20 protein-coding genes and 1 pseudogene are annotated in these 25,037 nt (G+C 73.4%); 8 read left to right on the top strand and 13 right to left on the bottom strand.

Going from position 1 to position 25,037, the window contains the following annotated elements:
- Nucleotides 1-36: 36 nt before the first annotated feature.
- Nucleotides 37-1,476, bottom strand: coding sequence for a C4-dicarboxylate transporter DctA (locus H488_RS31810; protein WP_017834263.1), 1,440 nt, complete (start codon nucleotides 1,474-1,476; stop codon nucleotides 37-39).
- Nucleotides 1,477-1,646: 170 nt separating this feature from the next.
- Between H488_RS31810 and H488_RS31815 the strand changes: the two genes are divergently transcribed.
- Nucleotides 1,647-3,278 (top strand): sensor histidine kinase, encoded by a 1,632-nt coding sequence (locus H488_RS31815; protein ID WP_017834264.1) that lies wholly within the window; start codon nucleotides 1,647-1,649, stop codon nucleotides 3,276-3,278.
- The gene (locus H488_RS31820; RefSeq protein ID WP_017834265.1) at nucleotides 3,275-3,988 is read left to right on the top strand and encodes a response regulator; all 714 of its coding nucleotides are present in this window, start codon (nucleotides 3,275-3,277) and stop codon (nucleotides 3,986-3,988) included. Before H488_RS31815 ends, H488_RS31820 begins: the two co-directional genes overlap by 4 nt.
- A 22-nt stretch (nucleotides 3,989-4,010) precedes the next feature.
- Here H488_RS31820 and H488_RS31825 read toward each other — a convergent pair whose 3' ends face one another.
- Nucleotides 4,011-5,966 (bottom strand): AMP-binding protein, encoded by a 1,956-nt coding sequence (locus tag H488_RS31825; RefSeq protein WP_017834266.1) that lies wholly within the window; start codon nucleotides 5,964-5,966, stop codon nucleotides 4,011-4,013.
- 219 nt (nucleotides 5,967-6,185) lie between these two features.
- Between H488_RS31825 and H488_RS31830 the strand changes: the two genes are divergently transcribed.
- From H488_RS31830 to H488_RS31845, 4 genes are read left to right on the top strand one after another with little or no spacing between them, the layout of a single operon-like run.
- A complete protein-coding gene (locus H488_RS31830) occupies nucleotides 6,186-6,863 on the top strand; it encodes a GntR family transcriptional regulator (protein WP_017834267.1) in 678 nt (225 codons plus the stop codon).
- A gap of 58 nt (nucleotides 6,864-6,921) precedes the next feature.
- Nucleotides 6,922-8,442, top strand: a complete 1,521-nt coding sequence (locus H488_RS31835) for an MmgE/PrpD family protein (RefSeq protein ID WP_017834268.1) — start codon at nucleotides 6,922-6,924, stop codon at nucleotides 8,440-8,442.
- A 3-nt stretch (nucleotides 8,443-8,445) separates the two neighbouring features.
- Nucleotides 8,446-9,354 carry a methylisocitrate lyase gene (gene prpB / locus H488_RS31840; RefSeq protein WP_017834269.1) on the top strand — a complete coding sequence of 303 codons (909 nt, stop codon included), beginning with the start codon at nucleotides 8,446-8,448 and terminating at the stop codon, nucleotides 9,352-9,354.
- Nucleotides 9,355-9,391: 37 nt separating this feature from the next.
- On the top strand, nucleotides 9,392-10,534 hold the full coding sequence (locus H488_RS31845; protein WP_017834270.1) for a bifunctional 2-methylcitrate synthase/citrate synthase: 1,143 nt from the start codon (nucleotides 9,392-9,394) through the stop codon (nucleotides 10,532-10,534).
- A gap of 111 nt (nucleotides 10,535-10,645) precedes the next feature.
- Here H488_RS31845 and H488_RS36190 read toward each other — a convergent pair whose 3' ends face one another.
- From H488_RS36190 to H488_RS37480, 10 genes are all read right to left on the bottom strand, one after another.
- Nucleotides 10,646-11,854, bottom strand: a complete 1,209-nt coding sequence (locus H488_RS36190) for a D-alanyl-D-alanine carboxypeptidase family protein (protein ID WP_051063809.1) — start codon at nucleotides 11,852-11,854, stop codon at nucleotides 10,646-10,648.
- 128 nt (nucleotides 11,855-11,982) lie between these two features.
- Complete coding sequence (locus H488_RS31850) at nucleotides 11,983-13,014, bottom strand: site-specific tyrosine recombinase XerD (protein WP_017834271.1); 1,032 nt, start codon at nucleotides 13,012-13,014, stop codon at nucleotides 11,983-11,985.
- Nucleotides 13,011-13,664, bottom strand: coding sequence for an NUDIX domain-containing protein (locus tag H488_RS31855; RefSeq protein WP_017834272.1), 654 nt, complete (start codon nucleotides 13,662-13,664; stop codon nucleotides 13,011-13,013). Before H488_RS31855 ends, H488_RS31850 begins: the two co-directional genes overlap by 4 nt.
- 138 nt (nucleotides 13,665-13,802) lie before the next feature.
- Nucleotides 13,803-15,527, bottom strand: a complete 1,725-nt coding sequence (locus H488_RS31860) for a CTP synthase (protein WP_031283415.1) — start codon at nucleotides 15,525-15,527, stop codon at nucleotides 13,803-13,805.
- 54 nt (nucleotides 15,528-15,581) lie between these two features.
- On the bottom strand, nucleotides 15,582-17,294 hold the full coding sequence (recN, locus tag H488_RS31865) for a DNA repair protein RecN (RefSeq protein ID WP_017834274.1): 1,713 nt from the start codon (nucleotides 17,292-17,294) through the stop codon (nucleotides 15,582-15,584).
- Nucleotides 17,291-18,352, bottom strand: coding sequence for an NAD kinase (locus H488_RS31870; protein WP_081615829.1), 1,062 nt, complete (start codon nucleotides 18,350-18,352; stop codon nucleotides 17,291-17,293). The genes recN and H488_RS31870 overlap by 4 nt, the downstream gene beginning before the upstream one ends.
- Nucleotides 18,353-18,475: 123 nt before the next feature.
- Nucleotides 18,476-19,222 (bottom strand): TlyA family RNA methyltransferase, encoded by a 747-nt coding sequence (locus H488_RS31875; protein ID WP_017834276.1) that lies wholly within the window; start codon nucleotides 19,220-19,222, stop codon nucleotides 18,476-18,478.
- Nucleotides 19,219-19,473, bottom strand: coding sequence for a hypothetical protein (locus H488_RS31880; RefSeq protein WP_017834277.1), 255 nt, complete (start codon nucleotides 19,471-19,473; stop codon nucleotides 19,219-19,221). The genes H488_RS31875 and H488_RS31880 overlap by 4 nt, the downstream gene beginning before the upstream one ends.
- Complete coding sequence (locus tag H488_RS31885; protein WP_017834278.1) at nucleotides 19,470-20,474, bottom strand: HAD-IIA family hydrolase; 1,005 nt, start codon at nucleotides 20,472-20,474, stop codon at nucleotides 19,470-19,472. The genes H488_RS31880 and H488_RS31885 overlap by 4 nt, the downstream gene beginning before the upstream one ends.
- Nucleotides 20,467-21,519 carry a hypothetical protein gene (locus H488_RS37480; protein ID WP_017834279.1) on the bottom strand — a complete coding sequence of 351 codons (1,053 nt, stop codon included), beginning with the start codon at nucleotides 21,517-21,519 and terminating at the stop codon, nucleotides 20,467-20,469. Before H488_RS37480 ends, H488_RS31885 begins: the two co-directional genes overlap by 8 nt.
- A 1,124-nt stretch (nucleotides 21,520-22,643) precedes the next feature.
- Here H488_RS37480 and H488_RS31890 point away from each other — a divergent pair.
- Together H488_RS31890 and H488_RS0118800 are read left to right on the top strand one after the other, a co-directional pair.
- Nucleotides 22,644-23,882: a dicarboxylate/amino acid:cation symporter gene (locus H488_RS31890; RefSeq protein WP_017834281.1), complete on the top strand. Its 1,239-nt coding sequence runs from the start codon at nucleotides 22,644-22,646 to the stop codon at nucleotides 23,880-23,882.
- Between the two features lie 199 nt (nucleotides 23,883-24,081).
- Nucleotides 24,082-24,225: pseudogene (locus tag H488_RS0118800) on the top strand (transcription initiation protein); the annotation flags it as partial.
- Between the two features lie 37 nt (nucleotides 24,226-24,262).
- Here the strand turns inward: H488_RS0118800 and H488_RS31895 are convergent.
- A complete protein-coding gene (locus H488_RS31895; protein WP_017834283.1) occupies nucleotides 24,263-24,745 on the bottom strand; it encodes a GyrI-like domain-containing protein in 483 nt (160 codons plus the stop codon).
- Nucleotides 24,746-25,037 lie beyond the last annotated feature (292 nt).

Here is a 25,037-nt window from a genome sequence, read left to right on the forward strand (position 1 = left end):
AGACCTATGAAAAACCCGTTCGAAAACGGGGACGGGTCAGCGCGCTCCGGCGCCGGCCGCGGCCTCGAGCTTCTCCGCGACGGAGTCCTCCACCCGGGCCCCGGGAGCGGTCTCGGCGGCGGGCCGGTCCTCGGCGGTGCCGTGCGAGTGGGCGGCCATGGTGGACTCGTCGAACCGGTCCTGGCCGGAGAGCACGCGCTCCACCTGGACGAGGTCGATCTCGCGGGTCCACTTGCCGATCAGCAGGGTGGCCACGGCGTTGCCGGTGAAGTTGGTCAGGGCGCGGGCCTCGGACATGAAGCGGTCGATGCCGACGATGATGCCGACCCCGTCGACCAGGTCGGGGCGGTGGGACTGCAGGCCGCCCGCCAGGGTGGCCAGGCCGGCGCCGGTGACCCCGGCGGCGCCCTTCGAGGCGATGATCATGAACACCAGGAGGGAGATCTGCTCGCCGATGGCCAGCGGGCTGCCCATCGCGGAGGCGACGAAGAGGGCGGCCATGGTCAGGTAGATGGCGGTGCCGTCCAGGTTGAAGGAGTAGCCGGTCGGGACCGTGACGCCGACCACGGGCTTGGAGACGCCCACGTGCTCCATCTTGGCGATGAGCCGGGGCAGGGCCGCCTCGGAGGAGGAGGTCGAGAAGATCAGCAGGTACTCGCGGCCCAGGTACTTCATGAGCCGGAAGATGTTGATCCCCGTGACCGCCTTCAGGAGCCCGCCCAGGACCACCACGATGAACAGGACGCAGGTGAGGTAGAAGGCGATCATCAAGGTGGCCATCGAGACGATGGCCTGGACGCCGGTCTCGCCGACCACACCGGCGATCGCGCCGAACGCCCCGATGGGGGCGACCCACATGACCATGATCAGGATCCGGAAGACCAGGGCCTGGACGTAGCCGACGGCCTTGAGCACGGGCTTGCCGGCCGGGCCCATCTGCTGCAGCGCGAAGCCCACGATGAGCGCCACGAACAGGGTCTGTAGGATGTTGCCCTCGGTCAGGGAGGACAGCAGGGACGTGGGGATGATGCCGAGCAGGAACCCGATGGTCCCGCCCTCCCCGTCGCCGTGGCCCGCGTCCGTGACCTCGTACTCCGAGCCCTGGATGTTCAGGCCCTCGCCCGGGTGGATGAGGTTGCCCACCACCAGGCCGATGCCCAGTGCCATGGTGGACATCGCCATGAAGTAGGCCAGGGCCAGGCCGCCGACCTTGCCGACGGTCGCCGCCTTGGCGATGGAGCCGACGCCCAGGACGATCGTGCAGAAGATGATGGGGGCGATCATCATCTTGATCAGGGCGATGAACGCGGTGCCGACCGGCTTGAGCGTCTGGGCGAATTCGGGGGCCAGGAGGCCCAGGACGGCGCCGGCGACGACGGCGACGATCACGAAGACGTACAGGTAGTGCGTCCTGTCCTTCTTCTGCTTCTGGGCGGGCGGCTGCGGGTCGACGGGGTCCGTGGCGACGGTGGCCATGCTTGTCCTCCGGTTCGGGTGGGTAGCGCGGTGGGGTGGAGCGCGGGACCCGGGATCGGGCCGATGTGACGAGTCTCACCGCGGCCCGGCGCCCTGTCGTGTTGTGGTCATAATGGTCGTGACGCCCACCACAAGAGAGGGAGGGACGACCGGGAGATCAAGGAGCGGACATGTCCCTGGCCCGGCGCTTCTTCCTGATGCAGCTCGCCGTCGTCGCGCTGGTGACCCTCGCCGTCTCCCTCGTCCTGTTCGCCCACGAGCGCGGCGCGGTCGTGGAGCGCGCCGAGGCGGTGACCCGGGTCCTCGCCACGGCTCTGGCGGACGACCCGTACGTGCTCGAGGCGGTGGGCGGGCCGGACCCGCACGCCGTGCTGCAGCCGCTCACGGACCGGCTGCTCGCGGACACGGACCTCGACTTCGTCACGATCATGGCCCCGGACGGCACCCGCTGGACGCACCCCCTACCCTCCTCGGTCGGCGAGGCCTACCGCGGGGACCGCTCGCACGCGCTCGCCGGACAGACCTGGACCAGCACGGAGCGCGGCAACCTCGGCCCCTCCGTGCGCACGATCACCCCGGTCCGGGACGGGGACGGCGCGGTCGTGGCGCTCGTGGCCACCGGTGTCCTCCTCGAGGCCGTCTCGCAGCAGGCGCTCGCCCAGCTGCCGGCGGTGCTCCTCGTCGGGCTGCTGCTGCTGGCCGCGTCGGCGACGGTCGCGGCCCTCGGCTCCCGGTACCTGGGCCGGGTCACCCACGGCTGGGGGCCGGAGGAGCTCGCCCAGGTGCACGCGCTGCACGACGCCGTGCTCAACGAGGCCACGGAGGGCCTCCTGCTCGTGGACACGACCGGCGCGGTGCAGGTGCTCAACGCCCGGGCCCGGGAGCTGCTCGGGGTCCGGGCGCCGGCGACCCCGGGACCGGCCCGGCACGAACCCCTCCCCGTCGCGGACCTGGACCTGCCGGACGCGCTGGCGGTCCTCCTGCGCGCCGGCGCGCCCGTGCAGGAGCAGTGGTTCGTGGTCGGGGAGCGCACCCTCATCGTCTCGGCCCTCCCGGCCCGCGGAGCGCTCGCGGGGCGCGGCACGATCGTGATCCTGCGGGACCACACCGAGATCTCGCGGCTCTCGGGACAGCTGCGCGCCACCGCGACGCTGGCCGGGGCGCTGCGGGCCCAGACCCACGAGCACGCCAACCGCATGCACACGGTCGTCTCCCTGCTGGAGCTCGGCCGGGACGAGGAGGCCCTCGGCTTCGCCTCGGCGGACATGGTGCGCACCCGGGTGCTGTCCGACGACCTCCTCGCCCACCTCGACGACCCGTTCCTCGCGGCCCTGCTGGTCGGCAAGACCGCCGCGGCCCACGAGCGCGGCGTGGAGCTGGAGGTCGTCGTCGACCCGGACGCGCCCCGGATCCCCGTCTCCCCCGCCGACCTCGTGACCCTCGTCGGCAACCTCGTCGACAACGCCGTCGAGGCCGCCGCGGCCAACGCCGACCGGGTCCGCCCGGTCGTCGAGGTCGAGATCGCCCGGGCGCCCGACGCCGCGGACCCCGCCCGGGACGCGGTCGTGATCACCGTCGCCGACACCGGGATGGGGGTCCCCGACGACCTCGCCCGGGAGGTGTTCGAGCTCGGCGTCACCACGAAGCCGGCCGGCCCGGAGGGCCGCGGCGTGGGCCTGCACCTGGTGCGGGAGGTCGTCGAGCGGTGGGGCGCGCGGATCGAGCACCGCAACGACGGCGGGGCCGTGTTCACGGTGACCGTCCCGGTGGCCCGCGACGCCGCGGCGGGGCGGGCCCCGTGAGCGCGCCGGTCCGCGTCCTGGTCGTCGACGACGAGCCGCTCACCGCCGCCGCCCACGCCCAGTACGTCGAGCGCTCACCGGGCTTCGAGGCGGCCGCCACCGCCGTGTCCGGGCGGACGGCCGTGCAGGCCGTGCAGGCCGCCCGGCGGGCGGGGCGACCCGTGGACCTGGTGCTGCTGGACGTGAACCTGCCGGACATGTCCGGTCTCGACGTGGCACGGACCCTGCGCGCCCGCGGCGAGACGGTGGACCTGCTGGTGATCACGGCGCACCGGGACGTGGCGACCGTCCGGGCCGCGAGCACCCTGGGCGTGGTCGGCTACCTCATCAAGCCCTTCACCTACGCCGTGTTCGAGGAGAAGCTCGACGCCTACCGGCGCTACCGCTCCGCCCTGGGCGCGGCCGGGACGGTGGGCCAGGCGGAGGTGGACCGCGCGTTCGCGGCCCTGGGCGCGCCCACCCGCCCGGACGCGCCCAAGGGCCTGTCCCCGCAGACCCTCGAGTCCGTCACCGCGCTGATCCGGGGCGGGGAGTGGCTCTCGGCCGGTGAGGTCGCCGAGCGCAGCACGCTGTCCCGGGTCACGGCGCGGCGCTACCTCGAGCACCTGACGGCCCGGGGCCTCGTGCAGCGCCGCCCACGCCACGGCACCCCCGGGCGGCCCGAGCTCGAGTACGGCTGGGCCGGGCAGGACGTCTCCCCCGGCCGCTGACCCCGTGCCGTGCGCCGGAGCGTCACGAACCGCTCGGCGGGCGCAGCACGCCCTCGAGGGCCTCGAGCACGGAGGCGTCCTCGATCGTCGAGGGCACGGTGTAGTCCTCGCCGTCGGCCATCTGCCGCATGGTCTTGCGCAGGATCTTCCCCGAGCGGGTCTTGGGGAGCCCCTCCACCACGGCCACGTCCTTGAAGTCCGCCACCGCCCCGATCTGCCGGCGCACGAGCGCCACGAGCTCCTCCCGGAGCTGCTCCGGCGGGACGTCGGCACCGGTCTTGAGCACCACGTACCCGGACGGCCGCTGGCCCTTCAGCGGGTCCCCCACCCCGATCACGGCGCACTCGGCCACCGCCGGGTGGGAGGCGAGGACCTGCTCCATGGCCCCGGTGGACAGGCGGTGCCCGGAGACGTTGATGACGTCGTCGGTGCGCCCCATGACGTAGACGTAGCCGTCCTCGTCCACGTGGCCGGAGTCACCCGTGGCGTAGTAGCCGGGGAACGCGCTGAGGTAGGAGTCCACGAACCGCTGGTCGTCGCCCCACAGCGTGGGGAGCGTGCCCGGCGGCAGCGGGAGGCGCAGGGCGATGTTGCCCTCCTCGCCGGTCTCCACCGGCCGGCCCAGCGGGTCCAGGATCTCCACCCGGTAGCCCGGCACCGGCACGGACGGCGAGCCGGCCTTCAGGGGCAGCCGCTCGATCCCGAAGGGGTTGGCGCAGATGGCCCACCCCGTCTCCGTCTGCCACCAGTGGTCGACGACCGGGACGCCCAGCACCCGGGCGGCCCAGTGGTACGTCTCCGGGTCGAGCCGCTCCCCCGCCACGAACAGGGCCCGCAGGGAGCCGATGTCGTGCCGGCGCACCAGCTCGCCCTCGGGATCCGCCCGGCGGATGGCCCGCAGGGCCGTGGGCGCCGTGAACAGCACCTTGACGCCGTGGTCCTCGACGCGCTGCCAGAACGCCCCGGCGTCCGGGGTGCCCACGGGCTTGCCCTCGTAGAGCACGGTCGTGGCGCCGGCCAGGAGCGGGCCGTAGACGATGTAGGAGTGGCCCACCACCCAGCCGACGTCGGACGCGGTCCACATCACCTCGCCGGGGCCGACGTCGTAGATGTGGCGCATGGACCACGTCAGGGCCACGGCGTGCCCGCCGTTGTCGCGGACCACGCCCTTGGGGGTCCCGGTGGTCCCGGAGGTGTACAGGACGTAGAGCGGGTCGGTGGCCGCGACCGGGACGGGCGCCGCGGGCTCGGCGCCCTCGACGGCCTCCGCCCAGTCGAGCCACTCGACGGCCGGCTGCCCGCCGGCCCCGGCCCGGCCCCGGGCGTCCTCGAGCGTCGTCTCGAACCCCGGGCGCTCGTGCACCAGCACCGTCCCGGGGGCGTGCTCGGCGAGCCGCAGGGCCTCCTCGATGGCCGGGATGTACTCGATCCGCCGCCTCGGCTCCACCCCGCCGGTCGTGGTCACCACCACGACCGGCCGGGAGTCGTCGATGCGGGAGGCGAGCTCCTTCGGGGCGAACCCGCCGAAGACCACCGAGTGCACCGCACCCAGCCGGGCGCAGGCGAGCATCGCCACGACGGCCTGCGGGATCATCGGGAGGTAGACGAGCACCCGGTCGCCCTTGCCCACCCCCCGGGCGGCGAGCGCCCCGGCGAACAGGGCGACGTCGTCCCGCAGGCGCGCGTAGCTGAACCGCTCCTGGACCCCCAGCACGGCGGAGTCGTAGACGAGCGCGGTGCGCTCGCCGTGACCGGCCTCCACATGTCGGTCGAGGGCGTTGTAGGAGGTGTTGAGCTCGCCGTCGGGGAACCAGCGGTAGAGCGGGGCTGCGGTGTCGTCGAGGGCGGTGGTGGGCTCGCGCACCCAGTCCACGGCGCGGGCGGCGTCGAGCCAGAACCCCTCCGGGTCCTGCACGCTGCGGCGGTAGACCTCCGCGTAGCCCTCGGCCGGCGGCGGTGTTCGGTGGTCGGTGCTCATGGGTCCCTCCCAGGGGTTGCGGTCCTGCCGGACACCCTAGTGGTGCAGGTCACACACGACAAGACCTCTGTATACACAGATGCACGATCGAGCCGATCCGGACCAAATCCCTCGTCATCCGTACCGAACTGTGTATACAATGCTCGGGCATTGTGATGCCTGTCACCCAGAGTCCGCGGCGCACTCCCCGTCGCGGGCGACAAGAGCGAGGAGGGAGCCGTGCGAGCCAGCGACCGCGCCTACGAGGCCCTGCGCGAGGACATCGTCGAGTGGCGGCTGCTCCCGGGCCAGGTGCTCGGCGAGGTCGAGCAGTCGGAGCGCTTCGGCATCTCGCGCACGCCGATCCGCGAGGCCCTCAGCCGGCTCACCGCCGACGGTCTCGCGGAGGCGCACCGGGGCCGCGGCGTCGTGGTCTCCCAGGTCTCCCTCGAGGACGTCCGCGCCCTGTTCGAGCTGCGGGAGGCCCTCGACTGCCGGGCGGCCCGGCTGGCCGCCCGGCGCCGCGACCCCGTCGCGTTCCAGGAGCTGGCCGCCGAGCTCGAGGCGGTCGTGGCCCAGCTCCACGGGCCGGGCACGGACCGGGCCGGGTACTACGACCTCGTGGAGCGCATGGACCGCGCCATCGACGAGGCCACGGCCAATCCGTACCTCACCGCGGCCCAGCGCTCCCTGCGCCTGCACCTGGCCCGGGTGCGCAAGCTCTCCCGCACCAACCCCGACCGGCTCGCGCGCGCCGCCGCCGAGCACGCCCAGATCGCCCGCGCCGTCGCGGAGGGCTCCGAGGAGCTCGCCGAGGCGGCGACCCGTGTGCACCTGGCCAACTCGCTGCAGGCCGTCCTGACCACCCCTGTCCGGGAGTGGGTCCAGCCCGCTCCCCCGCTCGAGGCCGCCGGCTGAGCGCGGACACCCCTTCGACCGCCGCCGGCGGTCGTCCGTCCCCACGAGAGGAACTCCCATGACCGTTCTCCATTCCGTGCGCGTCCACCCGTCCAAGGACAACCTGCCCCGCGAGGAGCAGCTCGCCTGGAAGATGGCCGAGGTCGCCGCCGACCCGGTCGAGGTCACCCCCGAGGTGACGGAGATGGTGATCAACCGGGTCCTGGACAACGCCTCGGTCGCGATCGCCTCCCTCAACCGCGACCCGATCGTCTCCGCCCGGGACCAGGCCCTGGCCCACGCGCCCACCCCGGGCGGCACGGGCTCGGGCCTCTACGGCGTGGACACCGCCACCCGCAAGGTCTCCCCCGAGTGGGCGGCGTGGGCCAACGGCGTGGCCGTGCGCGAGCTCGACTACCACGACACGTTCCTGGCCGCCGAGTACTCCCACCCCGGCGACAACATCCCCCCGATCCTGGCCGTGGCCCAGCACGTGGGGGCCACCGGCCACGACCTGGTCCGCGGCATCGCCACCGGCTACGAGCTGCAGGTGGACCTCGTGAAGGCGATCTGCCTGCACGCCCACAAGATCGACCACGTCGCCCACCTCGGCCCCTCCGCGGCCGCCGGGATCGGCACCCTGCTCGGCCTGCCCGTGGAGACGATCTTCCACGCCATCGGCCAGGGCCTGCACACCACCACCGCCACCCGCCAGTCCCGCAAGGGCGAGATCTCCACCTGGAAGGCCCACGCCCCGGCCTTCGCCGGGAAGATGGCCGTGGAGGCCGTGGACCGCGCCATGCGCGGGCAGACCTCCCCCACCCCCATCTACGAGGGCGAGGACGGGGTCATCGCCTGGCTGCTGGACGGCCCGGGTGCGGCCTACGAGGTCCCGCTGCCGGCCCCCGGGGAGGCCAAGGCCGCGATCCTGGACACCTACACCAAGGAGCACTCGGCGGAGTACCAGGCGCAGGCCTGGATCGACCTGGCCCGCAAGCTGCACCGCGAGCACCCCGAGGCAAAGGACCCCGACAACGTGACCTCGGTGGTGATCCGCACCAGCCACCACACCCACTACGTCATCGGCTCCGGGGCCAACGACCCGCAGAAGTACGACCCCACCGCATCGCGGGAGACCCTCGACCACTCGATCCCCTACATCTTCACCGTGGCCCTGCAGGACGGCACCTGGCACCACGTGGACTCCTACGCCCCGGAGCGCGCCGGACGCCCGGACACCGTCGAGCTGTGGCAGAAGGTGACCACCGCCGAGGACCCCGAGTGGACCCGCCGCTACCACTCCCTGGACATCAGCGAGAAGGCCTTCGGCGGGTCGGTGGAGATCACCCTCACCGACGGCACCGTGATCACCGACGAGATCGCCGTGGCCGACGCCCACCCGCTGGGCGCCCGCCCGTTCGCCCGCGAGCAGTACGTCACCAAGCTGCGGACGCTGGCCGCCGGGATCGTCGCCGACGACGAGCTGGACCGGTTCATCGCCGCCGCCGAGAACCTCCCGGCCCTGGGCGCCGGCGAGCTCGACGCCCTCAACGTCACCGCCTCGCATCCCCTGCGCACCGGCACGAAGGGAATCTTCTAAGCCATGCTGTTCTCCACCACCACCCCCGAGGCCAAGCGGATCGCCCTGCGCGAGATGCTGGCCGGCCCCCGCACCGTCCGCTTCCCCGGCGCCTACACCCCGTTGTCCACGAAGCTCATCCAGGAGCAGGGCTTCGACGGCGTCTACATCTCCGGGGCCGTGCTCGCCAACGAGCTCGGCTTCCCCGACATCGGGCTCACCGCCCTGCCCGAGGTGGCCGCCCGGGCCGGGCAGATCGCCCGGGTGACCGATCTGCCGTGCCTCGTGGACGCCGACACCGGCTTCGGCGAGCCCATGAACGTGGCCCGCACCGTCCAGGAGCTCGAGAACGCCGGCCTGGCCGGGTGCCACATCGAGGACCAGTTCAACCCCAAGCGCTGCGGCCACCTGGACGGCAAGAACGTCGTGGACCTGGCCACCGCCGTCAAGCGGATCCGGGCCGCCGCCGAGGCCCGCCGGGACCCGAACTTCCTGATCATGGCCCGCACCGACATCCGCGGCGTCGAGGGCCTGGACGCCGCCACCGACCGGGCGAAGGCCCTGGTGGACGCCGGGGCGGACGCGATCTTCCCCGAGGCCATGGCCGACCTGTCCGAGTTCGAGGCGATGCGGGCCGCGGTGGACGTGCCGATCCTGGCGAACATGACCGAGTTCGGGAAGTCGCAGCTGTTCACCGCCGACCAGCTCCAGGACGCCGGGGTGAACATGATCATCTACCCGGTGACCCTGATGCGCGCCGCCCTGGGCGCCATGGAGCGCGTGCTGGACACCCTCCGCACCGACGGCACCCAGGAGGCGGCCGTGCCGGAGATGCTCACTCGCGCCCGGCTCTACGAACTGGTGGACTACAACGGGTACAACCAGTTCGACTCCGGGGTCTTCGACTTCGAGGTCCCCGGGCTGCACCACTGACCGCACCCACCGCACCGACCACGTGAAGGAGACCACCATGACCGAGACCCAGAGCGAGGTCCACAAGGGACTGGCCGGCGTCGTCGCCGACTACACGGCCATCTCCAAGGTCAACCCGGACACCAACTCCCTGCTCTACCGCGGCTATCCCGTCCAGGAGCTCGCGGCGAACTGCTCCTTCGAGCAGGTCGCCCTGCTGCTGTGGAACGGCGAGCTGCCCACGGACGAGGAGCTGGCGGAGTTCCGGGCCCGGGAGCGGGAGCACCGGGCGCTGACGCCCGAGCTCAAGGCGATCATCGACGCCCTGCCGACCACCTGCCACCCCATGGACGTGTGCCGCACCGCAGCCTCCGTCCTGGGCGCCCAGGACCCGCAGGCCGAGGACTCCTCCCCCGCGGCGAACCTGGCCAAGGCGCAGAAGCTGTTCGCGGCGATGCCCGCCGTCGTCTGCTACGACCAGCGCCGACGCCGCGGCCAGGACGTGGTGGAGCCGCGCGACGACCTCGACTACTCGGCGAACTTCCTGTGGATGGCCTTCGGCGAGGAGGCCGACCCCCAGGTCGTCGAGGCGTTCAACGTGTCGATGATCCTCTACGCCGAGCACTCCTTCAACGCCTCGACGTTCACGGCCCGGGTGGTGACCTCGACCCTGTCGGACCTGCACTCGGCGGTCACGGCCGCCATCGGCGCGCTCAAGGGCCCGCTGCACGGCGGGGCCAACGAGGCCGTCATGGAGACGTTCGTGGAGCTGGGCATCCGCAAGGAGGAGACCGAGGCCGAGGCCGAGACCCGCGCCAAGGCCTGGATGGACGAGGCCCTGGCGGCGAAGAAGAAGGTCATGGGCTTCGGCCACCGCGTGTACAAGCACGGTGACTCGCGGGTGCCCACCATGAAGGCGGCCCTGGACACGATGGTCGCCCACTACGGCCGGGGCGAGCTGCTGGGCCTGTACAACGGGCTCGAGCGGTCCATGGACCAGGCGAAGGGCATCAAGCCCAACCTCGACTACCCCGCCGGTCCCACCTACTGGCTCATGGGCTTCGACATCCCCACGTTCACCCCGCTGTTCGTGGCCGCCCGGATCACCGGCTGGACCGCGCACGTCATGGAGCAGGTGGCCGCCAACTCCCTGATCCGCCCGCTGTCCGAGTACAACGGCCCGGACGAGCGGCACCTGTAGCGCGCCGGGCGGGGGGCGGGTCCGGGGACCCGTCCCCCTGCCCGTCTCCGCCGGTCCGCTCCCGTCCCGCGACGGTCCGGACGGGAGACGTCCGGGCGGGACGCGGCGGGCTCAGTAGGTGGGCGCCGCGGGCAGCCCCATGTAGTGCTCGAGCGTGGGGATGTCCTGGTCGACCATGCCGGAGGCCACGTGCACGCCGACGTAGCGCAGGTGCCACGGCTCGTAGGCGTAGCCCGTGGTCGCGGTCCGGCCGCGGGGATACCGCACGACGAAGCCGTGCTCGTGGGCGTGCTCGCGCGCCCACGCCCCGGCCGGGGTCCCCTCGAAGCAGCTCTGCAGACCGCACTCCCCGCTCGGGTCGCCGATGTCCATGACCAGCCCGGTCTGGTGCTCGCTGTGACCCGGCCTCGCCGAGATCAGGTCCGCCTGCGCCTGCCCGTAGCGCGCCACGTAGTCGCGGTAGAGGCCGGCCTGCGTGGCGTAGGAGCGGTAGCCGCTGACCGCGGTCAGGGGCGCCCCGTCCGCCGCCGCGGCCCGCTGCATCCGCCGGAACGCCGCGGCGGCGTCCGCCCGCAGGAGCTGCCCGCCCACGGACTCGAGGGGGCGCGGCACGTGGTCGGCCGGGTCGAGGGGGCGGCGCTTGTTGACGACGACGTACACCGACGCGGCACGGTCGATCTCCCGGACCACCCGGGTTCCGGCGCCGCGGGCCCAGCTGACGGACCCGCGCTGGAAGGTCTGACGGCAGCCGCCGCCCGTGCAGGACTCCGCCGAGACCGGATACCCCAGGGCGCCGTGCTCCGCGCCGTGGCGCAGCCAGGCCGCCCGGATGCCGCCGCCGGTGGGATGCGCCCCGCTCGGCCGCGACCACACCACGACCCCGCCCTCGAAGGCCTGGTGGCAGCCGGCGTCGCGCAGTCCGCACACCTCACGGCCCACGGGGTAGCCCAGCGGCCCCCGCTCGTGGTCCTGCGCGGCCCACGCCGCACGGATCGCACCCCACGTGGGACGGGCCCCGGTCCGCGGGGACCAGTGGATGGTCCCGCGCTCGAACTTCTGGTAGCAGCCGCCCCGGACGAGCCCGCACCGCTCGGCCCCCAGGGCCCGGCCGAGCCGGCCGTCCGCTCCCCCGAGCCGCTGGTGCTCGGCCTGGATCGCCGTGGCCCCGAACGCCGGGGTGCCGAGGCCGGGGAGGACCAGTCCCGGGAAGGCCAGTCCGAGGGCGAACAGCAGGACGAGCAGCGTCCGGCCCGTCCGCCCGGTCCTCCGCGTGCTGGGCTGCGTGGTCTGCCGTGTGCTGTGCCGCGTGGTCTCGCGCATGACGTCCCCGTCCGTCCGCCGAGCGGAGCGCTCGGGCGTGCGTCCAGGCTAGGCCGCCGGCGGGCCTTCCCGAAAGCACCGGCGCGTGTGTGACCCCTCCGGGACGCGCTGCCGGTGACCCGCCCCGGCTACCGGGCGCGGGGGTGGGCTGCGGCGTAGACCTCGCGCAGGGAGTCGACGGTCACCAGGGTGTAGACCTGGGTGGTGCTGACCGACGCGTGGCCGAGCAGCTCCTGGACGACCCGCAGGTCGGCGCCGCCCTCGAGGAGGTGGGTCGCGAAGGAGTGCCGCAGCGTGTGCGGGGTGATCCGGTCGCCCAGGCCCACCCGCTCCGCCGCGCTCTTCACCGTGGTCCACGCCGTCTGGCGGCTGATCCGCCCGCCCCGGGCGTTGAGGAACAGCGCGGGGGTGCCTCGTCCCCGGGCGGCGAGCGCGGGCCGGCCCCGCACGAGCCACTCGTCCACGGCGCGCACGGCCCAGGAGCCCAGCGGCACCATCCGTTCCTTGCCGCCCTTGCCGAACAGCCGCACGAAGGGCATCCCCGCTCCGCTCTCCTCCGGTTCCCCGCTGCGGCGCACGGCCCGGGAGAGGTCGTCGACGTCGAGGCCGGTCGCCTCCGAGATCCGGGCGCCCGTCGAGTAGAGCAGCTCCAGCAGCGCCCGGTCGCGCAGCTGCTGGGGGGTGTCGGTGCCGGTCGACTCGAGCAGCGCGGTGACCTGCTCGACCGGGACGGCCTTGGGCAGGCGCATCCCGGGCGTGGGCGGCTGGACGGGGGCCGCGGGGTCCGTGCGCGTCATCCCCTCGAGGACCCAGAACCGGTGGGCGCCCCGGACCGCGACGAGGGTGCGGGCGGCGCTGCGGGTGCTCAGGGGCGCGCTGTCCTGCGACCCGGCGGACAGGTCCCGGAGGAAGTCGCGCACGTGACCGGTGGTGATGCCCTCCGGGGTGGTCACGGGCGGGTCCGTCCGCTCGCGGAGGTGCTCGGCGTAGCGGCGCAGGTCCCGGCGGTAGGCGGCCAGCGTGTTGGCGGCCAGCCCCCGTTCGACGGCCAGGTGCTGCAGATAGCGCTCCAGGGCGCGGTCGAGCGCGTCGCCGGGGTGGTCACCGGACGGGGCGCCGGGCGAGGTCCCGGACGTCCCGTCGGTGGGGAGGCCGGTCACCGGAGGTCGGGGTGACCGGGCCACGGGGCGTCGGCCGGGCGCAGGGACCGGTAGCCCTCCGCCCGGGCGGCGTGGGCGGCGAGGACCCCGATCACCGCGGCGGGCGAGTTCAGCCGGCCCTCCAGCACCGCCCGCACCGCTCCGTCGAGCGGGACCCACGCCCCGTGGATCTCCGCCTCCTCGCCGTCCCGCTCGTGGAGCTCGTGGTCCGGGACGTCGCTGAGACCACGGGCCAGGAAGATCCGGTTGGCCTCCGAGGAGGAACCGGGGCTGTTGTGGAAGTCCACGAGCACGTCCCAGCGCTCGGCCCGCAGGTCGGCCTCCTCCGCGAGCTCCCGCTGGGCCGCCACGGCGGGGTCCTCCCCCTCGACATCGAGCAGGCCGGCGGGGATCTCCCACATGGTCATCCCGACCGGCCGGCGGTACTGGTTGATCAGGAACACCTCGTCGCGGTCGTTGAGCACGAGCACGGACACGGCGCCGGGGTGGGTGATGTAGTCGCGCCGCAGCGGGTCCTCCCCCCTGGCGAGCTCGAACTCGTCGCGCCGGACGTCCCAGATGAAGCCCTCGTAGACCGTCTCGGAGGCCACCGTGCGGCGGTCGCTGAGCTGGTCGGAGAGCTCCTCGGGTGCGAGGTGGCGGATGTCCATGGGGTCTCTTTCGGAACGGCCGCCGTCGCGGGGCGACGGGAGCGGCGGGCGGGGTGCGGATGGGGAGACGGTGCAGGCGCCGGTCCTCGCGAGGACCGGCGCCTGCACCGGGACGCCCGTGCGGTGACGGGCGGGGGCTCAGCGGCCCTCGGCCTCACGGCGCTCGAGGGCCGCCTTGACGAGCCCGTCGAACAGCGGGTGCGGGCGGGTCGGGCGGGACATGAGCTCGGGGTGCGCCTGGGTGCCCACGTAGTACGGGTGGACGTCGGCGGGCAGCTCCACGAACTCCACGAGGGTGCCGCCCGGAGAGGTCCCGGAGATCACGAGCCCCGCCTCCTCGAGGCGCTCCCGGTACTCGTTGTTGACCTCGTAACGGTGACGGTGGCGCTCCTTGACCTCGGTGGAGCCGTAGGCGCCGGCCACGACGGACCCGGGCCGCAGCTGCGCGTCGTAGAGGCCGAGCCGCATGGTGCCGCCCAGGTCACCGGCACCCTCGACGAACTGCTTCTGCTCGTCCATGGTCGCCACGACCGGGTGGGCGGTCTCCGGCTCGAACTCGGTCGAGGAGGCCCCCGCCAGGCCGAGCTCCGAGCGGGCGAACTCGATGACCATGCACTGCAGGCCCAGGCACAGCCCGAGGGTCGGGATGCGGTGCTCCCGGGCGAAGCGCAGGGTGCCGAGCTTGCCCTCGATGCCGCGGATGCCGAAGCCCCCGGGGACGCAGATCGCGTCGACGTCGCCGAGCTCGCGCTGGGCGCCCTCCGGCGTCTCGCACAGGTCCGAGGCCACCCACTTGATCTTCACGCGGGCGTCGTTGGCGAAGCCGCCGGCCCGCAGGGCCTCGGAGACCGACAGGTAGGCGTCCGGCAGGTCGATGTACTTGCCGACCATGGCCACCGTGACGAAGTGGGAGGGCTCGTGCACGGCCTTGAGCAGCCGCTCCCACTGCGCCAGGTCCGCGTTCCGGTAGTCCAGCCCCAGGTAGTCGAGGATGTAGGTGTCGAGCCCCTGGCTGTGCAGGGTCCGGGGGATGTCGTAGATGCTCGGGGCGTCGGGGCAGGAGATCACGGCGTCGTGGTCGACGTCGCAGGCGTTGCCGATCTTGCGCAGCATCGTGTCCGGCACCTGCCGGTCGGAGCGCAGCACCAGCGCGTCCGGCTGGATGCCGAGCCCGCGCAGCGCCGCCACGGAGTGCTGGGTCGGCTTGGTCTTCAGCTCGCCCGAAGGACCGATGTACGGGATCAGGGAGACGTGCAGGTAGAACACGTTGCGGCGGCCGACGTCCTGGCGGACCTGCCGCGCGGCCTCGAGGAACGGCTGGGACTCGATGTCGCCGACCGTGCCGCCGATCTCGGTGATGATGATGTCCGGCTGGTCGTCGCCCTGCGCGCGGCGGCGCATGCGGTTCTTCAGCTCGTCGGTGATGTGGGGGATGACCTGGACGGTGTCCCCGAGGTACTCGCCGCGGCGCTCCTTGGCGATGACCGTGGAGTACACCTGTCCGGTGGTCACGTTCGCCGAGGCGTCGAGGTTCTCGTCGAGGAACCGCTCGTAGTGGCCGATGTCGAGGTCGGTCTCCGCCCCGTCGTCGGTCACGAAGACCTCGCCGTGCTGGAAGGGGTTCATGGTGCCCGGATCGACGTTGAGGTACGGATCCAGCTTCTGCATCGTCACGGAGAGCCCGCGCGCCCGCAGCAGCATCCCGAGGGACGAGGCCGTCAGGCCCTTGCCGAGGGAGGAGGCCACGCCGCCCGTCACGAAGATCTGGCGGGTCACCTTGCCCGGTCGCTGGTTTTCGGTCTGCTGTGCGCCGGCCTCGTGGGCGGCTTCGTTTGCATTCACCACGGAATTCGACCCTATCATTCTTGTCCGCTCAGGACGTCGGTTGCGTGCTGGGGATCACCGGGCGGCGGCACCTCAGAGCACCGCGCCACGGACGAGCTCCCGGGCGTGCTCACGGGCCGCCGCGGAGTCCTCGTGGCCGGCGAGCATGCGGGCGAGCTCCACCACGCGCTCCTCCGCGTCGAGCACGCGCACGTCGCTGACCGTGGCGTCCGTGCTCTTCGTGACGAGGATGTGCTGGTCGGCGAACGCCGCGACCTGCGGCAGGTGCGTCACCACGAGGACCTGGACGTGCTGGGCGAGCATCTTCAGCCGGCGGCCGATCTCCACGGCGGCCTTGCCGCCCACCCCCGAGTCCACCTCGTCGAAGACGAAGGTGGGCACGGGGTCCACGGCGGCGAGGACCACCTCGATGGCGAGCATGAGGCGGGACAGCTCACCGCCGGAGGCGCCCTTGCCGAGGGGCCGGGGCGCGGCGGCGGCGTGCGGTCTGAGGAGGAACGAGATCTCGTCCCTCCCGTGGCCGGAGAACTCCTCGGTGGGCTCGACCTCGATGACGAGGGAGGCGTTGGGCATGGCCAGTGCCGTGAGCTCGGAGCTGACGGCACCGGAGAGCCGGTGGGCGGCGTCCCGGCGCCGTTCGGTCATCCGCGCGGCCAGCTCGCTCAGCTCGGCGTGCAGCTGCTCGAGCCGCGCCCGGAGCTCCTGCTCCCGCGCGGGGTCGTCCGTCAGCTCGTCGAGGCGCGCCCGCGAGCGCCCCGCCCAGTCGAGGACCTCGTCCACGGTGGCGCCGTACTTGCGGGTCAGGGACTTGAGCTTGGCCCGCCGGGACTCCACCTCGGCCAGGCGGGCGGGGCCCTCGTCGTCGAGCCCCGAGGCGTAGCCCGAGAGGTCCGCGGCGATGTCGTTGACGAGCACGGCCAGCTCGGCGACCCGCCCCGACAGCTCCTCGAGATCACGGTCGGAGCCGGCCTCCTGCTCCAGGGCCCGGTGCGCCGCCGCCACGAGGGCGGTCGCGTCCGGGGTGTCGGCGTCGGCGAACTCCCCGCCGCTCAGAGCGGCGTGGGCCGTGAGGGCGGCGGCGCGCAGCTGCTCGAGGTTGGTCAGCTTCTGGCTCTCCTGGTCGAGGCGCTCGTCCTCGCCGGGCTGGGGGTCCACGGCGTCGATCTCCTCGAGGGCGCCCTGCAGGCTCTGCGCCTCGAGGGCGCGTTCGCGGCCGTGCTCGGTGACCTCGCGCAGGGTCTGCTGCACGGAGCGGTACTCGTCGAGGCGCTCCCGGTAGCGGCGCAGCTCCGCGGCCAGCTCCTCCCCCGCGTACTGGTCCAGGGCGTGGCGCTGGGCGGCCGGGGACCTCAGCCGCAGCTGGTCGGACTGGCCGTGCACCGCCACCAGGGTCTGGCCCACCGCGGAGAGGGTGCCCACGGGAGCGGAGCGGCCACCGACGTGGGCGCGGCTGCGCCCCTCCGCGGTCACCGTCCGCGCGACGGTGACGAGGGCCTCCTCGGCGTCCCCGACGGCCTCGACGTCCACCGCGCCGCCGGCGTCCTCGACGAGGACCGCGGCGGGATGGCCGGCCGGCACCCGCACGACGGCCTCGGCGACGGCCTTGGGCGCCCCGGAGCGCACGGCGCCGGCGTCGGAGCGGTTGCCCAGCAGCATCCCGAGGGCGGTCACCACCATGGTCTTGCCCGCGCCGGTCTCACCGGAGAGGATGCTCAGCCCCGGGCCGAGGGGCAGCACGGCGTCGGTGATGACCCCGAGGTCGTGGATGCGGATCTCCTCGATCATTCAGCCGGCCTCCCCGGACTCGTCGTGGGTACGGTGGGCGCCGGGGCGTCCGGCTCGTGCGGCATCTCGTGCCCGACGGTGGACTTCTGCTGCTCCTGCGCCTCGTCGCCGCGGACGACGGGCAGGGCCGTGGTCCGCGCCGCGGCCGCCTCGTGCGGGGGCACCGGCCCCCGCCAGCCGCTCGTGGGCAGCTCGAACTTCCGCACGAGTCGCTCCGAGAAGGGGGTGAGGTGCATCCGCGCGAGATTGACCGCCTTCGGGGAGCGCACCACCTCGATCCGGGAGCCCGGCGGCAGCTCGGTGGTCCGGCGGCCGTCGCACCACAGCACGCCGCGGGCGTCGGTGCGGGTGAGGACCTCGACGGCCATCATGGAGTTCGGGGAGATGACCAGGGGCCGGGAGAACAGGGCGTGGGCGCTGAGGGGCACCATGAGCAGCGCCTCGACCTCTGGCCACACCACGGGCCCGCCTGCGGAGAACGCGTAGGCGGTGGATCCGGTCGGGGTGGCGAGGACCACACCGTCGCACCCGAAGGTGCTCAGCGGCCGGCGGTCCACCTCGATGACCACCTCGACCATCTTCTCGCGGTCGCCCTTCTCCACCGAGGCCTCGTTCAGCGCCCAGGTGTGCAGGACCTTCTTCTCGCCCTGCCACACGGTGACGTCGATCGTCATGCGCTGCTCCACCGTGTAGCGCCCGTCCACGATGGCCTCCACGGACTCGCGCAGGTCGGAGCGCTCGCTCTCGGCGAGGAAGCCCACGTGGCCCAGGTTGACCCCGAGCAGCGGGGTGTCAACGCTGCGCACCAGTTCGGCGGCGCGCAGGATGGACCCGTCCCCGCCGAGCACCATGACGAGCTCGATCTCCCGCAGGGAGACGTCCTCCTCGATGACCTCCACGGGCGCGAGCGGCTCCGCGTCCTCCTGGAGCGCCTCGAGGTCCGCCCGCGAGATCACCGGCACCAGGCCGGCCTCGTGCAGCTGGAGACAGGAGTCGCGGGCGGCGTCCTTGGCCTCTTGCCGGCCCATGTGGGCCATGACCAGGATCTTTCTGCTCACCGGGTCCTCCCGTTCTCGACTGCTCGGTGCGCGCGGGCGTCGTCAGGACCGGGACCGGCCCGTGGCGCACGCCGTGCCCGCGGACCGGGCACCGCTCACCACCCTACGCGAGGGCGGGGACAGTCAGGACGGCTGGTCCCGGCGGCACCACAGGAAGAACTCGTGGTTGCCGTCCTGGCCCGGCAGCGGGCTGCGCTCCCGGCCCCGGACCGACAGTCCGTGGGCCCGGGCGGCGGCGGCCACGGCCTCGACGGCCCGGGCCCGCTCCTGCTCGCTCGTGACCACCCCCGTGCGCGCGAGGCGCTCGGCACCGACCTCGAACTGCGGCTTGACCATGAGCACGAGGTCACCGCCCGGCACCGTGGCCGCCGCCAGCGGCTCCAGGACCAGGGTGAGCGAGATGAAGGACAGGTCGCAGACCGTGAGCTCCGCCGGGCCGCCGATGTCCTCGGGGCGCATCCAGCGCACGTTCATGCCCTCCAGCACCCGCACCCGGGGGTCGGCCCGGAGCGAGGGGTCGAGCTGGTCGTGGCCCACGTCCACGGCGACCACCTCCCGGGCGCCCCGTCGCAGCAGCACGTCGGTGAACCCGCCCGTCGAGGCGCCGGCGTCGAGGCACCGCTTGCCCGCCACGTCGATGTCCGGGAAGGCCGCGAGCGCTCCGGCGAGCTTGTGCCCGGCCCGGCTGACGTAGTCCGGGACGTCCGCGGGCCGGACCTCCAGCAGGTCCTCGGGGCCGACCCGGACGGAGGGCTTGGTCGCGGGGCGGCCGTTCACGAGGACCCGGCCCTCGCCGATCCACCGGGCGGCGACCGTGCGGGAGCGGGCCAGCGCCCGCGCGGTCAGCTCCTGGTCGAGACGGGAGCTCACCGGTGCGCCGCCTCCTCCTGTCCGGTGCCGGGTCGCGGCACGAGGCCGGCGGGGACCGTGCCGGGCTCGGCGTCGAGCTCGGCGACGAGTGCCGCGTGCAGCTCGTCGTAGCGGCCGGGGTGCTCCGCGACGGGCAGCGCCTCCAGCTCACCGGCACGGTCCAGCACGGCGTCCACCCGGGCGTGACCGGTCGGGCGCAGGGCTGGGCCGTCGTCCCCGGCCGGGCGCTGCGCCCCGGCGCCCCCGGTCACTCGCCCGCCTCCCACTCGGGGTCCGGGACCACGGGGACGTCGGTGTCGGGGTGCGCCGCCCACCAGGCCGCGCACGCGGCCCGCCAGGCGTCGAGGTCGTCCTGGGCGCCGCGGATCCGCAGCCGCGTGCCGTCGGTCTCGGCCTCCGCCGCTCCGCAGCGCGCGGAGTGCGCTCCGGCGGAGGACGAGACCTCGACCTCGGGATACGGCTCGAAGAGCGCGTGCAGGGTCCCGACGACGTGGTCCGGGCGCTCCGCGCTGCACGCGGCGAGGATCGTGTGCACGGTGTCCACCCCGGTGAGGACCGCGATCGTCGCGAAGCCGGCGGCGTTGCCGCCCCGGATGTCGGTGTCCAGCCGGTCCCCCAGCACCACGGGCCGGGCGCTGCCCGCCCGCTCGGCGGCGGTGCGGAAGATGGGGGCCTCCGGCTTGCCGGCCACGACCGGCGGCCGCGCCGTCGTGGCCGCCACGGCGGCCACGAGCGTGCCGTTGCCGGGCGCCAGACCGCGGGCCTGCGGAATGGTGCGGTCGGTGTTGGTCGCGACCCACAGCACGTCCGGGTCGGCCAGCGTGTACGCGGCCTCGGCCAGCTCGGCCCAGCCCAGGCCGGGGTCGAAGCCCTGGATCACGGCGCGGGGCTCGTCGGACTGGGCGCGGACCGGGACCAGCCCGGCCTCCGCGACGACGTCGGCCAGGGCCTGGGAACCGGTGACGAGCACCGCGGTGCCGGCCGGGACCCGCTGCGCCAGGAGCTCGGCTCCCGCCTGCGCGGCGCTCACCACGCCGTCCGGGCCCGTGGGTACGCCCAGGTCCGTCAGGTGCTCGGCGACCGTCGCGACGGAGCGCGAGGCGTTGTTCGTCACGAACACCACGGGCACGCCGTCCTCGGAGATCCGGCGGAGGACCTCCGGAGCGCCGGGGATGGCGTGCGGGCCGGCGTAGACGACGCCGTCCAGATCGCTCAGGACGGCGTCGTACCGGTCGAGCAGCCGCTCAGCCACGCCGCGGGCCGCCGTCCGTGCCGTCGCTCGCCTCGTCACGCTCGTCGTCACTCGCGTCGTCGCCGTCGAGGTCGGTGAGATCCTCGTCGTCGTCCGGGTCGAGGTCGGCCTCGGAGCCGCCCTCGAAGTCGTCGTCCGGGTCCAGGTCGTGCTCCGAGCCCTCCGCCTCGTCGTCCGGATCCAGGTCCGGTTCCTCCTCGGTGCCCTCGTCGAGCACGTCCTCGCTCTCGTCGTCCGCCCCGCCGTCGGGGTCGAGGCCCGGATCGTCGCCGGAGGCCTCGACCGCGTCTGCGGCCGGTGCGTCCGCCGGGTCCGAGGTCGGGTCCTGGGCCGTGTCCTCGGCGTCGGCCAGGACGACGCCGCCGGCCGGCACCTGCTCGGTCTCCTCCTCGTCGTCGAAGTCGACGATCTCCGGCTCGGCGAACTGCCCCGTCCCGAGGGCGGCCTCGGCCACCACGGCCTGCCGGTCCCAGGTCAGGGCCTCGCGGTCCCTGCCGACGCCCCGCAGGGCCTCGGCGTAGGCGCGGAACAGCCGGGGGCTGTACGGGAAGCCCCGGTTCCTGTCCAGCTGCGGAATGGTCAGCGCGTCCACCGCACCCTGGGCGTCCCCCTGGTCCCGGCGCATGCCGGCCAGGACGATGGCCAGCTCCACCTTCTCGCTGGGCTCGAGCGACTGCACGGCCTCGGACGTCGCGAGCTCCACGGCCTTGTCCAGGCGTCCGAGGGCCCGCTCGCAGTCGACCATCAGGGGCAGGTGGATGTCGGCTCCGGTCATCCGGCGGAACGTGCGCAGCTCCTTGAGCGCTAGTGCGTAGTCACCCGCCTCGTACGCCGCGACGCCGGTCGCCTCCCGCACGGCGGCGATGCGGCCGCCGCGCCGTCCCGCCGCCTGCGCGTGCTCGAGCGCGAGCTCGGGGACGTCGAACAGGTAGCGCCCGGCCATGACCAGGTGCTTGGCGACGGCCTCGGCGTTGCGCGGCTCGAGCGCCCCCAGCTGGGCACGGGTCGGCTTGTCGAGCTCACGACCCGTGATGTCCTCGTCCACCTCGGGCGCCCGGTGACGGTGGGTCGAGACGTCGTCCCGGTCGTCACGCCGGCCCCGGTAGCCCTCGTCGCGGTCCGGGATCCCGCCGCGTCGGTCACCTCGCGGCGCGTACCCGCCGCGGCGGTCGTCGCCGTGGCCTCCGCGACGGTCACCTTGCCGGTCGTCACGCCGGTCACCGCGCGGGGCGTAGCCACCGCGACGGTCGTCCTGGCGGTCGTCGCGGCGACCGCGGTAGCCCTCGCCCTCCCGGCGCGGCCCCCGCTCACCCTGCCGGTCATCACGCCGGNGACGGTCGTCCTGGCGGTCGTCGCGGCGACCGCGGTAGCCCTCGCCCTCCCGGCGCGGCCCCCGCTCACCCTGCCGGTCATCACGCCGGCGGTCGTCGCCGTAGCCTCCGCGACGATCACCTTGCCGGTCGTCCCGCCAGTCGCCTCGCGGCGCGTACCCGCCACGACGGTCGTCCTGGCGGTCGTCGCGGCGACCGCGGTAGCCCTCGCCCTCACGGCGCGACCCCCGCTCACCCTGACGGTCATCACGCCGGTCACTTCGCGGCGCGTACCCGCCACGACGCTCGTCCTGACGGTCGTCGCGGCGACCGCGGTAGCCCTCGCCCTCACGGCGCGACCCCCGCTCACCCTGACGGTCATCACGCCGGCGGTCGTCGCTGTAGCCTCCGCGACGATCACCTTGCCGGTCGTCCCGCCGGTCGCCTCGCGGCGCGTACCCGCCACGACGGTCGTCCTGACGGTCGCGGCCGGGCCGGTCGGCGGCTCCGCGGTCCTGGGAGTTGCGTCCGCGCGCTTCGCCGTCGCGAGCCGGACCGCGCTGCCCCTCGTCGAAACGGCGTCGGGGCTGGGCGCCGGACCGGTCGCCCTCGCGCCCGGCTCCTCCGCCGGACCGGCGGTCGCCGGAATGTCCGTTCCGACGCTCGTCCCGGGACCCGTGCTGGAAAGACTCGGACACGTACCGCTCCTCTGTGCCGACGCGGTGCCGGTCGGCTCTCGTGGATGTCGGCGGTGGCCGGAGAACGGTCCGCCATGATGATCGTTCCCATTGTATAAGCAGGTCCGACGACCCTCTGTCCCGATTCGTCCCCGGCCGCTCCCTCGTCGGATGATGGGCTCATGTCCAAAAAACCCCTCACGTCCCACCTCCTGGTGCGCGTGCTGCTCGGCATCGTCCTGGGCGTCGCCTGCGGTCTGTTCTTTCCCGAACCGCTCGCCCGAGTCTTCCTGACGTTCAACGGCCTCTTCAGCGCTTTCCTCGGCTTCATCGTCCCGCTGCTGATCGTCGGTCTCGTCACCCCGGCCATCGGCGACCTCGGCAGAGGGGCCGGCAAGTGGCTCGGCGTGACCGCCGCCATCGCGTACGCCTCCACCGTCCTCTCCGGTCTGCTGGCCTTCGCCGTCGCCCGCGCCGGATACCCGTGGCTGCTGGCCGGGGAGCGAGACGTCGACGCCCTGGCCAACCCGGAGGAGAGCGCCCTCGCCGGCTTCTTCACGCTCGAGATGGAACCCGTGTTCGGCGTCATGACAGCGCTTCTCCTGGCCTTCTGCCTGGGGGTGGGCATCACCCTCATACCGGGTGACACCCTCCACCGGAGCATGGACGACCTGCGCCGGATCATCATGCGCATCGTGGAGCTGGTCATCATCCCGCTGCTGCCCCTCTACATCTTCGGGATGTTCATGGGGCTCACCATGAACGGACAGATCCTGGTGGTCGTCGCCACCTTCTCGAAGGTGGTGCTCGTCGCCCTGGCCCTGTCCGTCGTGCTGCTCGTCGCCCAGTACGTCGTCGCGGGGATCTACGTGGGCCGCAACCCCGCGACCCTGCTGAAGAACATGCTGCCGGCCTACGCCACAGCGCTGGGCACGTCGTCCTCCGCCGCGACCATCCCGGTCACCCTGAGGTGCGCGGAGGCCAACGGCGTCCGTCCGTCCGTGGCAGGCTTCGTGATCCCGCTGAGCGCGACGATCCACCTCGCCGGGTCCACGCTGAAGATCGTGCTGTTCTCGACGGCCGTCATGACCATCACCGGCACCCCCATCGACGACGTGGCCTACGTGGGCTTCATCCTCATGCTGGGGATCACGATGGTCGCCGCCCCGGGCGTTCCCGGCGGCGCGATCATGGCCGCCGTGGGTCTGCTCCAGGGCATGCTCGGCTTCGACGAGACCGCGGTGGCCCTGATGATCGCCACGTACATCGCCATCGACTCCTTCGGCACCGCGACGAACGTGACCGGGGACGGTGCCATCGCCGTGGTCATGAACAAGCTCATCGGCCGGCACACCGCGACCGGATCCGCACAGGAGAACCCGGCGGAGCTGACGCTATCGGACGCACACACCGCTCGGTAATCGTCCGGCTCCATCCGCTGCGGGGCGGGGCCCCGCAGCGCCCGCTCGGACGGCTCCCCTCGACCGGATGCCGCGGATCGTTCCCGAGGCTCCGCCTTGACCCTAGGTCCGGCGTCGGAGCCATCATCGGGCGGGGCACCCGTGCGGTGCCCCGCCGAGGAGCCGAGGGACGGCGCCGCCGGAGCAGAGGAGCCCTTCCATGACGAAGTACCTGATCTCGTTCCCGAGTGAGGCCATGGTGGTCCCCGAGGAGGATTTCGAGGCGGTGGTGGACGCCTCGCACGCCGTCATCGAGGAGGCCAAGGCGGCGGGCGTGTACGTCTTCGGCGGCGGGATCGACGAGGCCTTCCCCGGCCGTGGGCCGAGCGGCCCGCGGGACATCAGGGACGAAGCATCCAGTAGAGCTCGGTGACCATGTCGGCAGGGTCGTCCCCCGGCCGCGGCTCGGTCACGTAGACCTCCCACATGCGGTCGCCGAGGGCGAGCCCCTGCTGCCCCGCCCACTCCGCCAGGTGCTGCCAGGATCGCCCGAGGTCGTCGTAGTTGCCGCGGTGCACGGACGTCGCCACGCGAGAGGCGGACAGCCGGCCCGCCACCACTGCGCCCTTCGGGGAGACCTCCCCCTGCACCGGGAAACCCACCTCCAGGTGCACCGTCTCCGCCGGAACCCCGTGGTAGACGGCCATCGGAGGACCCGTCGGCTCGAACGCCCCGTCGGACATCGCCTGTCCCAGTTCGCCGAAGGCGCGGTCGAAGAACTCCCGCAGCTCGCCCATGGCCACCGTTCCCGTCACCACCGCCGTGGGCTGCTCGTCCTGCTCGATCACCCTCGGGGTGAAGGACTCATGGTCGGTCGCATCCATGCCCGCATTATCCGCTGTCGGCCGGTCCCGCGCTTCTGTGACGGACAGCGGTCGGTCCGTGGAGCGGCGGCCGTATCGCGGGTCCGGCTCGCTCGCCGGCGGCAGCGGGGCCCAAGGATGAGCACAGGCCCTCACCGTGGGATGAGGGCCTGTCCCGTAGAGCTCGTGCTGGGTGATGGGTGTTAAATGCGGGGAGCCCCCGCACCGTGTGGTGCGGGGGCTCGACCCTGGTGGTGTGGTCCGGCGGTGTCCTACTCTCCCACACCCTTCCGGGTGCAGTACCATCGGCGCT

Source organism: Kocuria sp. UCD-OTCP (assembly GCF_000349605.1).
GTDB classification, from domain to species: Bacteria; Actinomycetota; Actinomycetes; order Actinomycetales; family Micrococcaceae; genus Kocuria; species Kocuria rosea.

What these genes read in the sequence shown, in the direction of transcription:
- H488_RS31810 (WP_017834263.1), bottom strand. Translation starts at nt 1,476, where the DNA reads ATGGCCACCGTCGCCACGGACCCCGTCGACCCGCAGCCGCCCGCCCAG.
- H488_RS31815 (WP_017834264.1), top strand. Translation starts at nt 1,647, where the DNA reads ATGTCCCTGGCCCGGCGCTTCTTCCTGATGCAGCTCGCCGTCGTCGCG.
- H488_RS31825 (WP_017834266.1), bottom strand. Translation starts at nt 5,966, where the DNA reads ATGAGCACCGACCACCGAACACCGCCGCCGGCCGAGGGCTACGCGGAG.
- H488_RS31835 (WP_017834268.1), top strand. Translation starts at nt 6,922, where the DNA reads ATGACCGTTCTCCATTCCGTGCGCGTCCACCCGTCCAAGGACAACCTG.
- prpB (WP_017834269.1), top strand. Translation starts at nt 8,446, where the DNA reads ATGCTGTTCTCCACCACCACCCCCGAGGCCAAGCGGATCGCCCTGCGC.
- H488_RS31845 (WP_017834270.1), top strand. Translation starts at nt 9,392, where the DNA reads ATGACCGAGACCCAGAGCGAGGTCCACAAGGGACTGGCCGGCGTCGTC.
- H488_RS36190 (WP_051063809.1), bottom strand. Translation starts at nt 11,854, where the DNA reads ATGCGCGAGACCACGCGGCACAGCACACGGCAGACCACGCAGCCCAGC.
- H488_RS31855 (WP_017834272.1), bottom strand. Translation starts at nt 13,664, where the DNA reads ATGGACATCCGCCACCTCGCACCCGAGGAGCTCTCCGACCAGCTCAGC.
- H488_RS31860 (WP_031283415.1), bottom strand. Translation starts at nt 15,527, where the DNA reads ATGATAGGGTCGAATTCCGTGGTGAATGCAAACGAAGCCGCCCACGAG.
- recN (WP_017834274.1), bottom strand. Translation starts at nt 17,294, where the DNA reads ATGATCGAGGAGATCCGCATCCACGACCTCGGGGTCATCACCGACGCC.
- H488_RS31890 (WP_017834281.1), top strand. Translation starts at nt 22,644, where the DNA reads ATGTCCAAAAAACCCCTCACGTCCCACCTCCTGGTGCGCGTGCTGCTC.
- H488_RS31895 (WP_017834283.1), bottom strand. Translation starts at nt 24,745, where the DNA reads ATGGATGCGACCGACCATGAGTCCTTCACCCCGAGGGTGATCGAGCAG.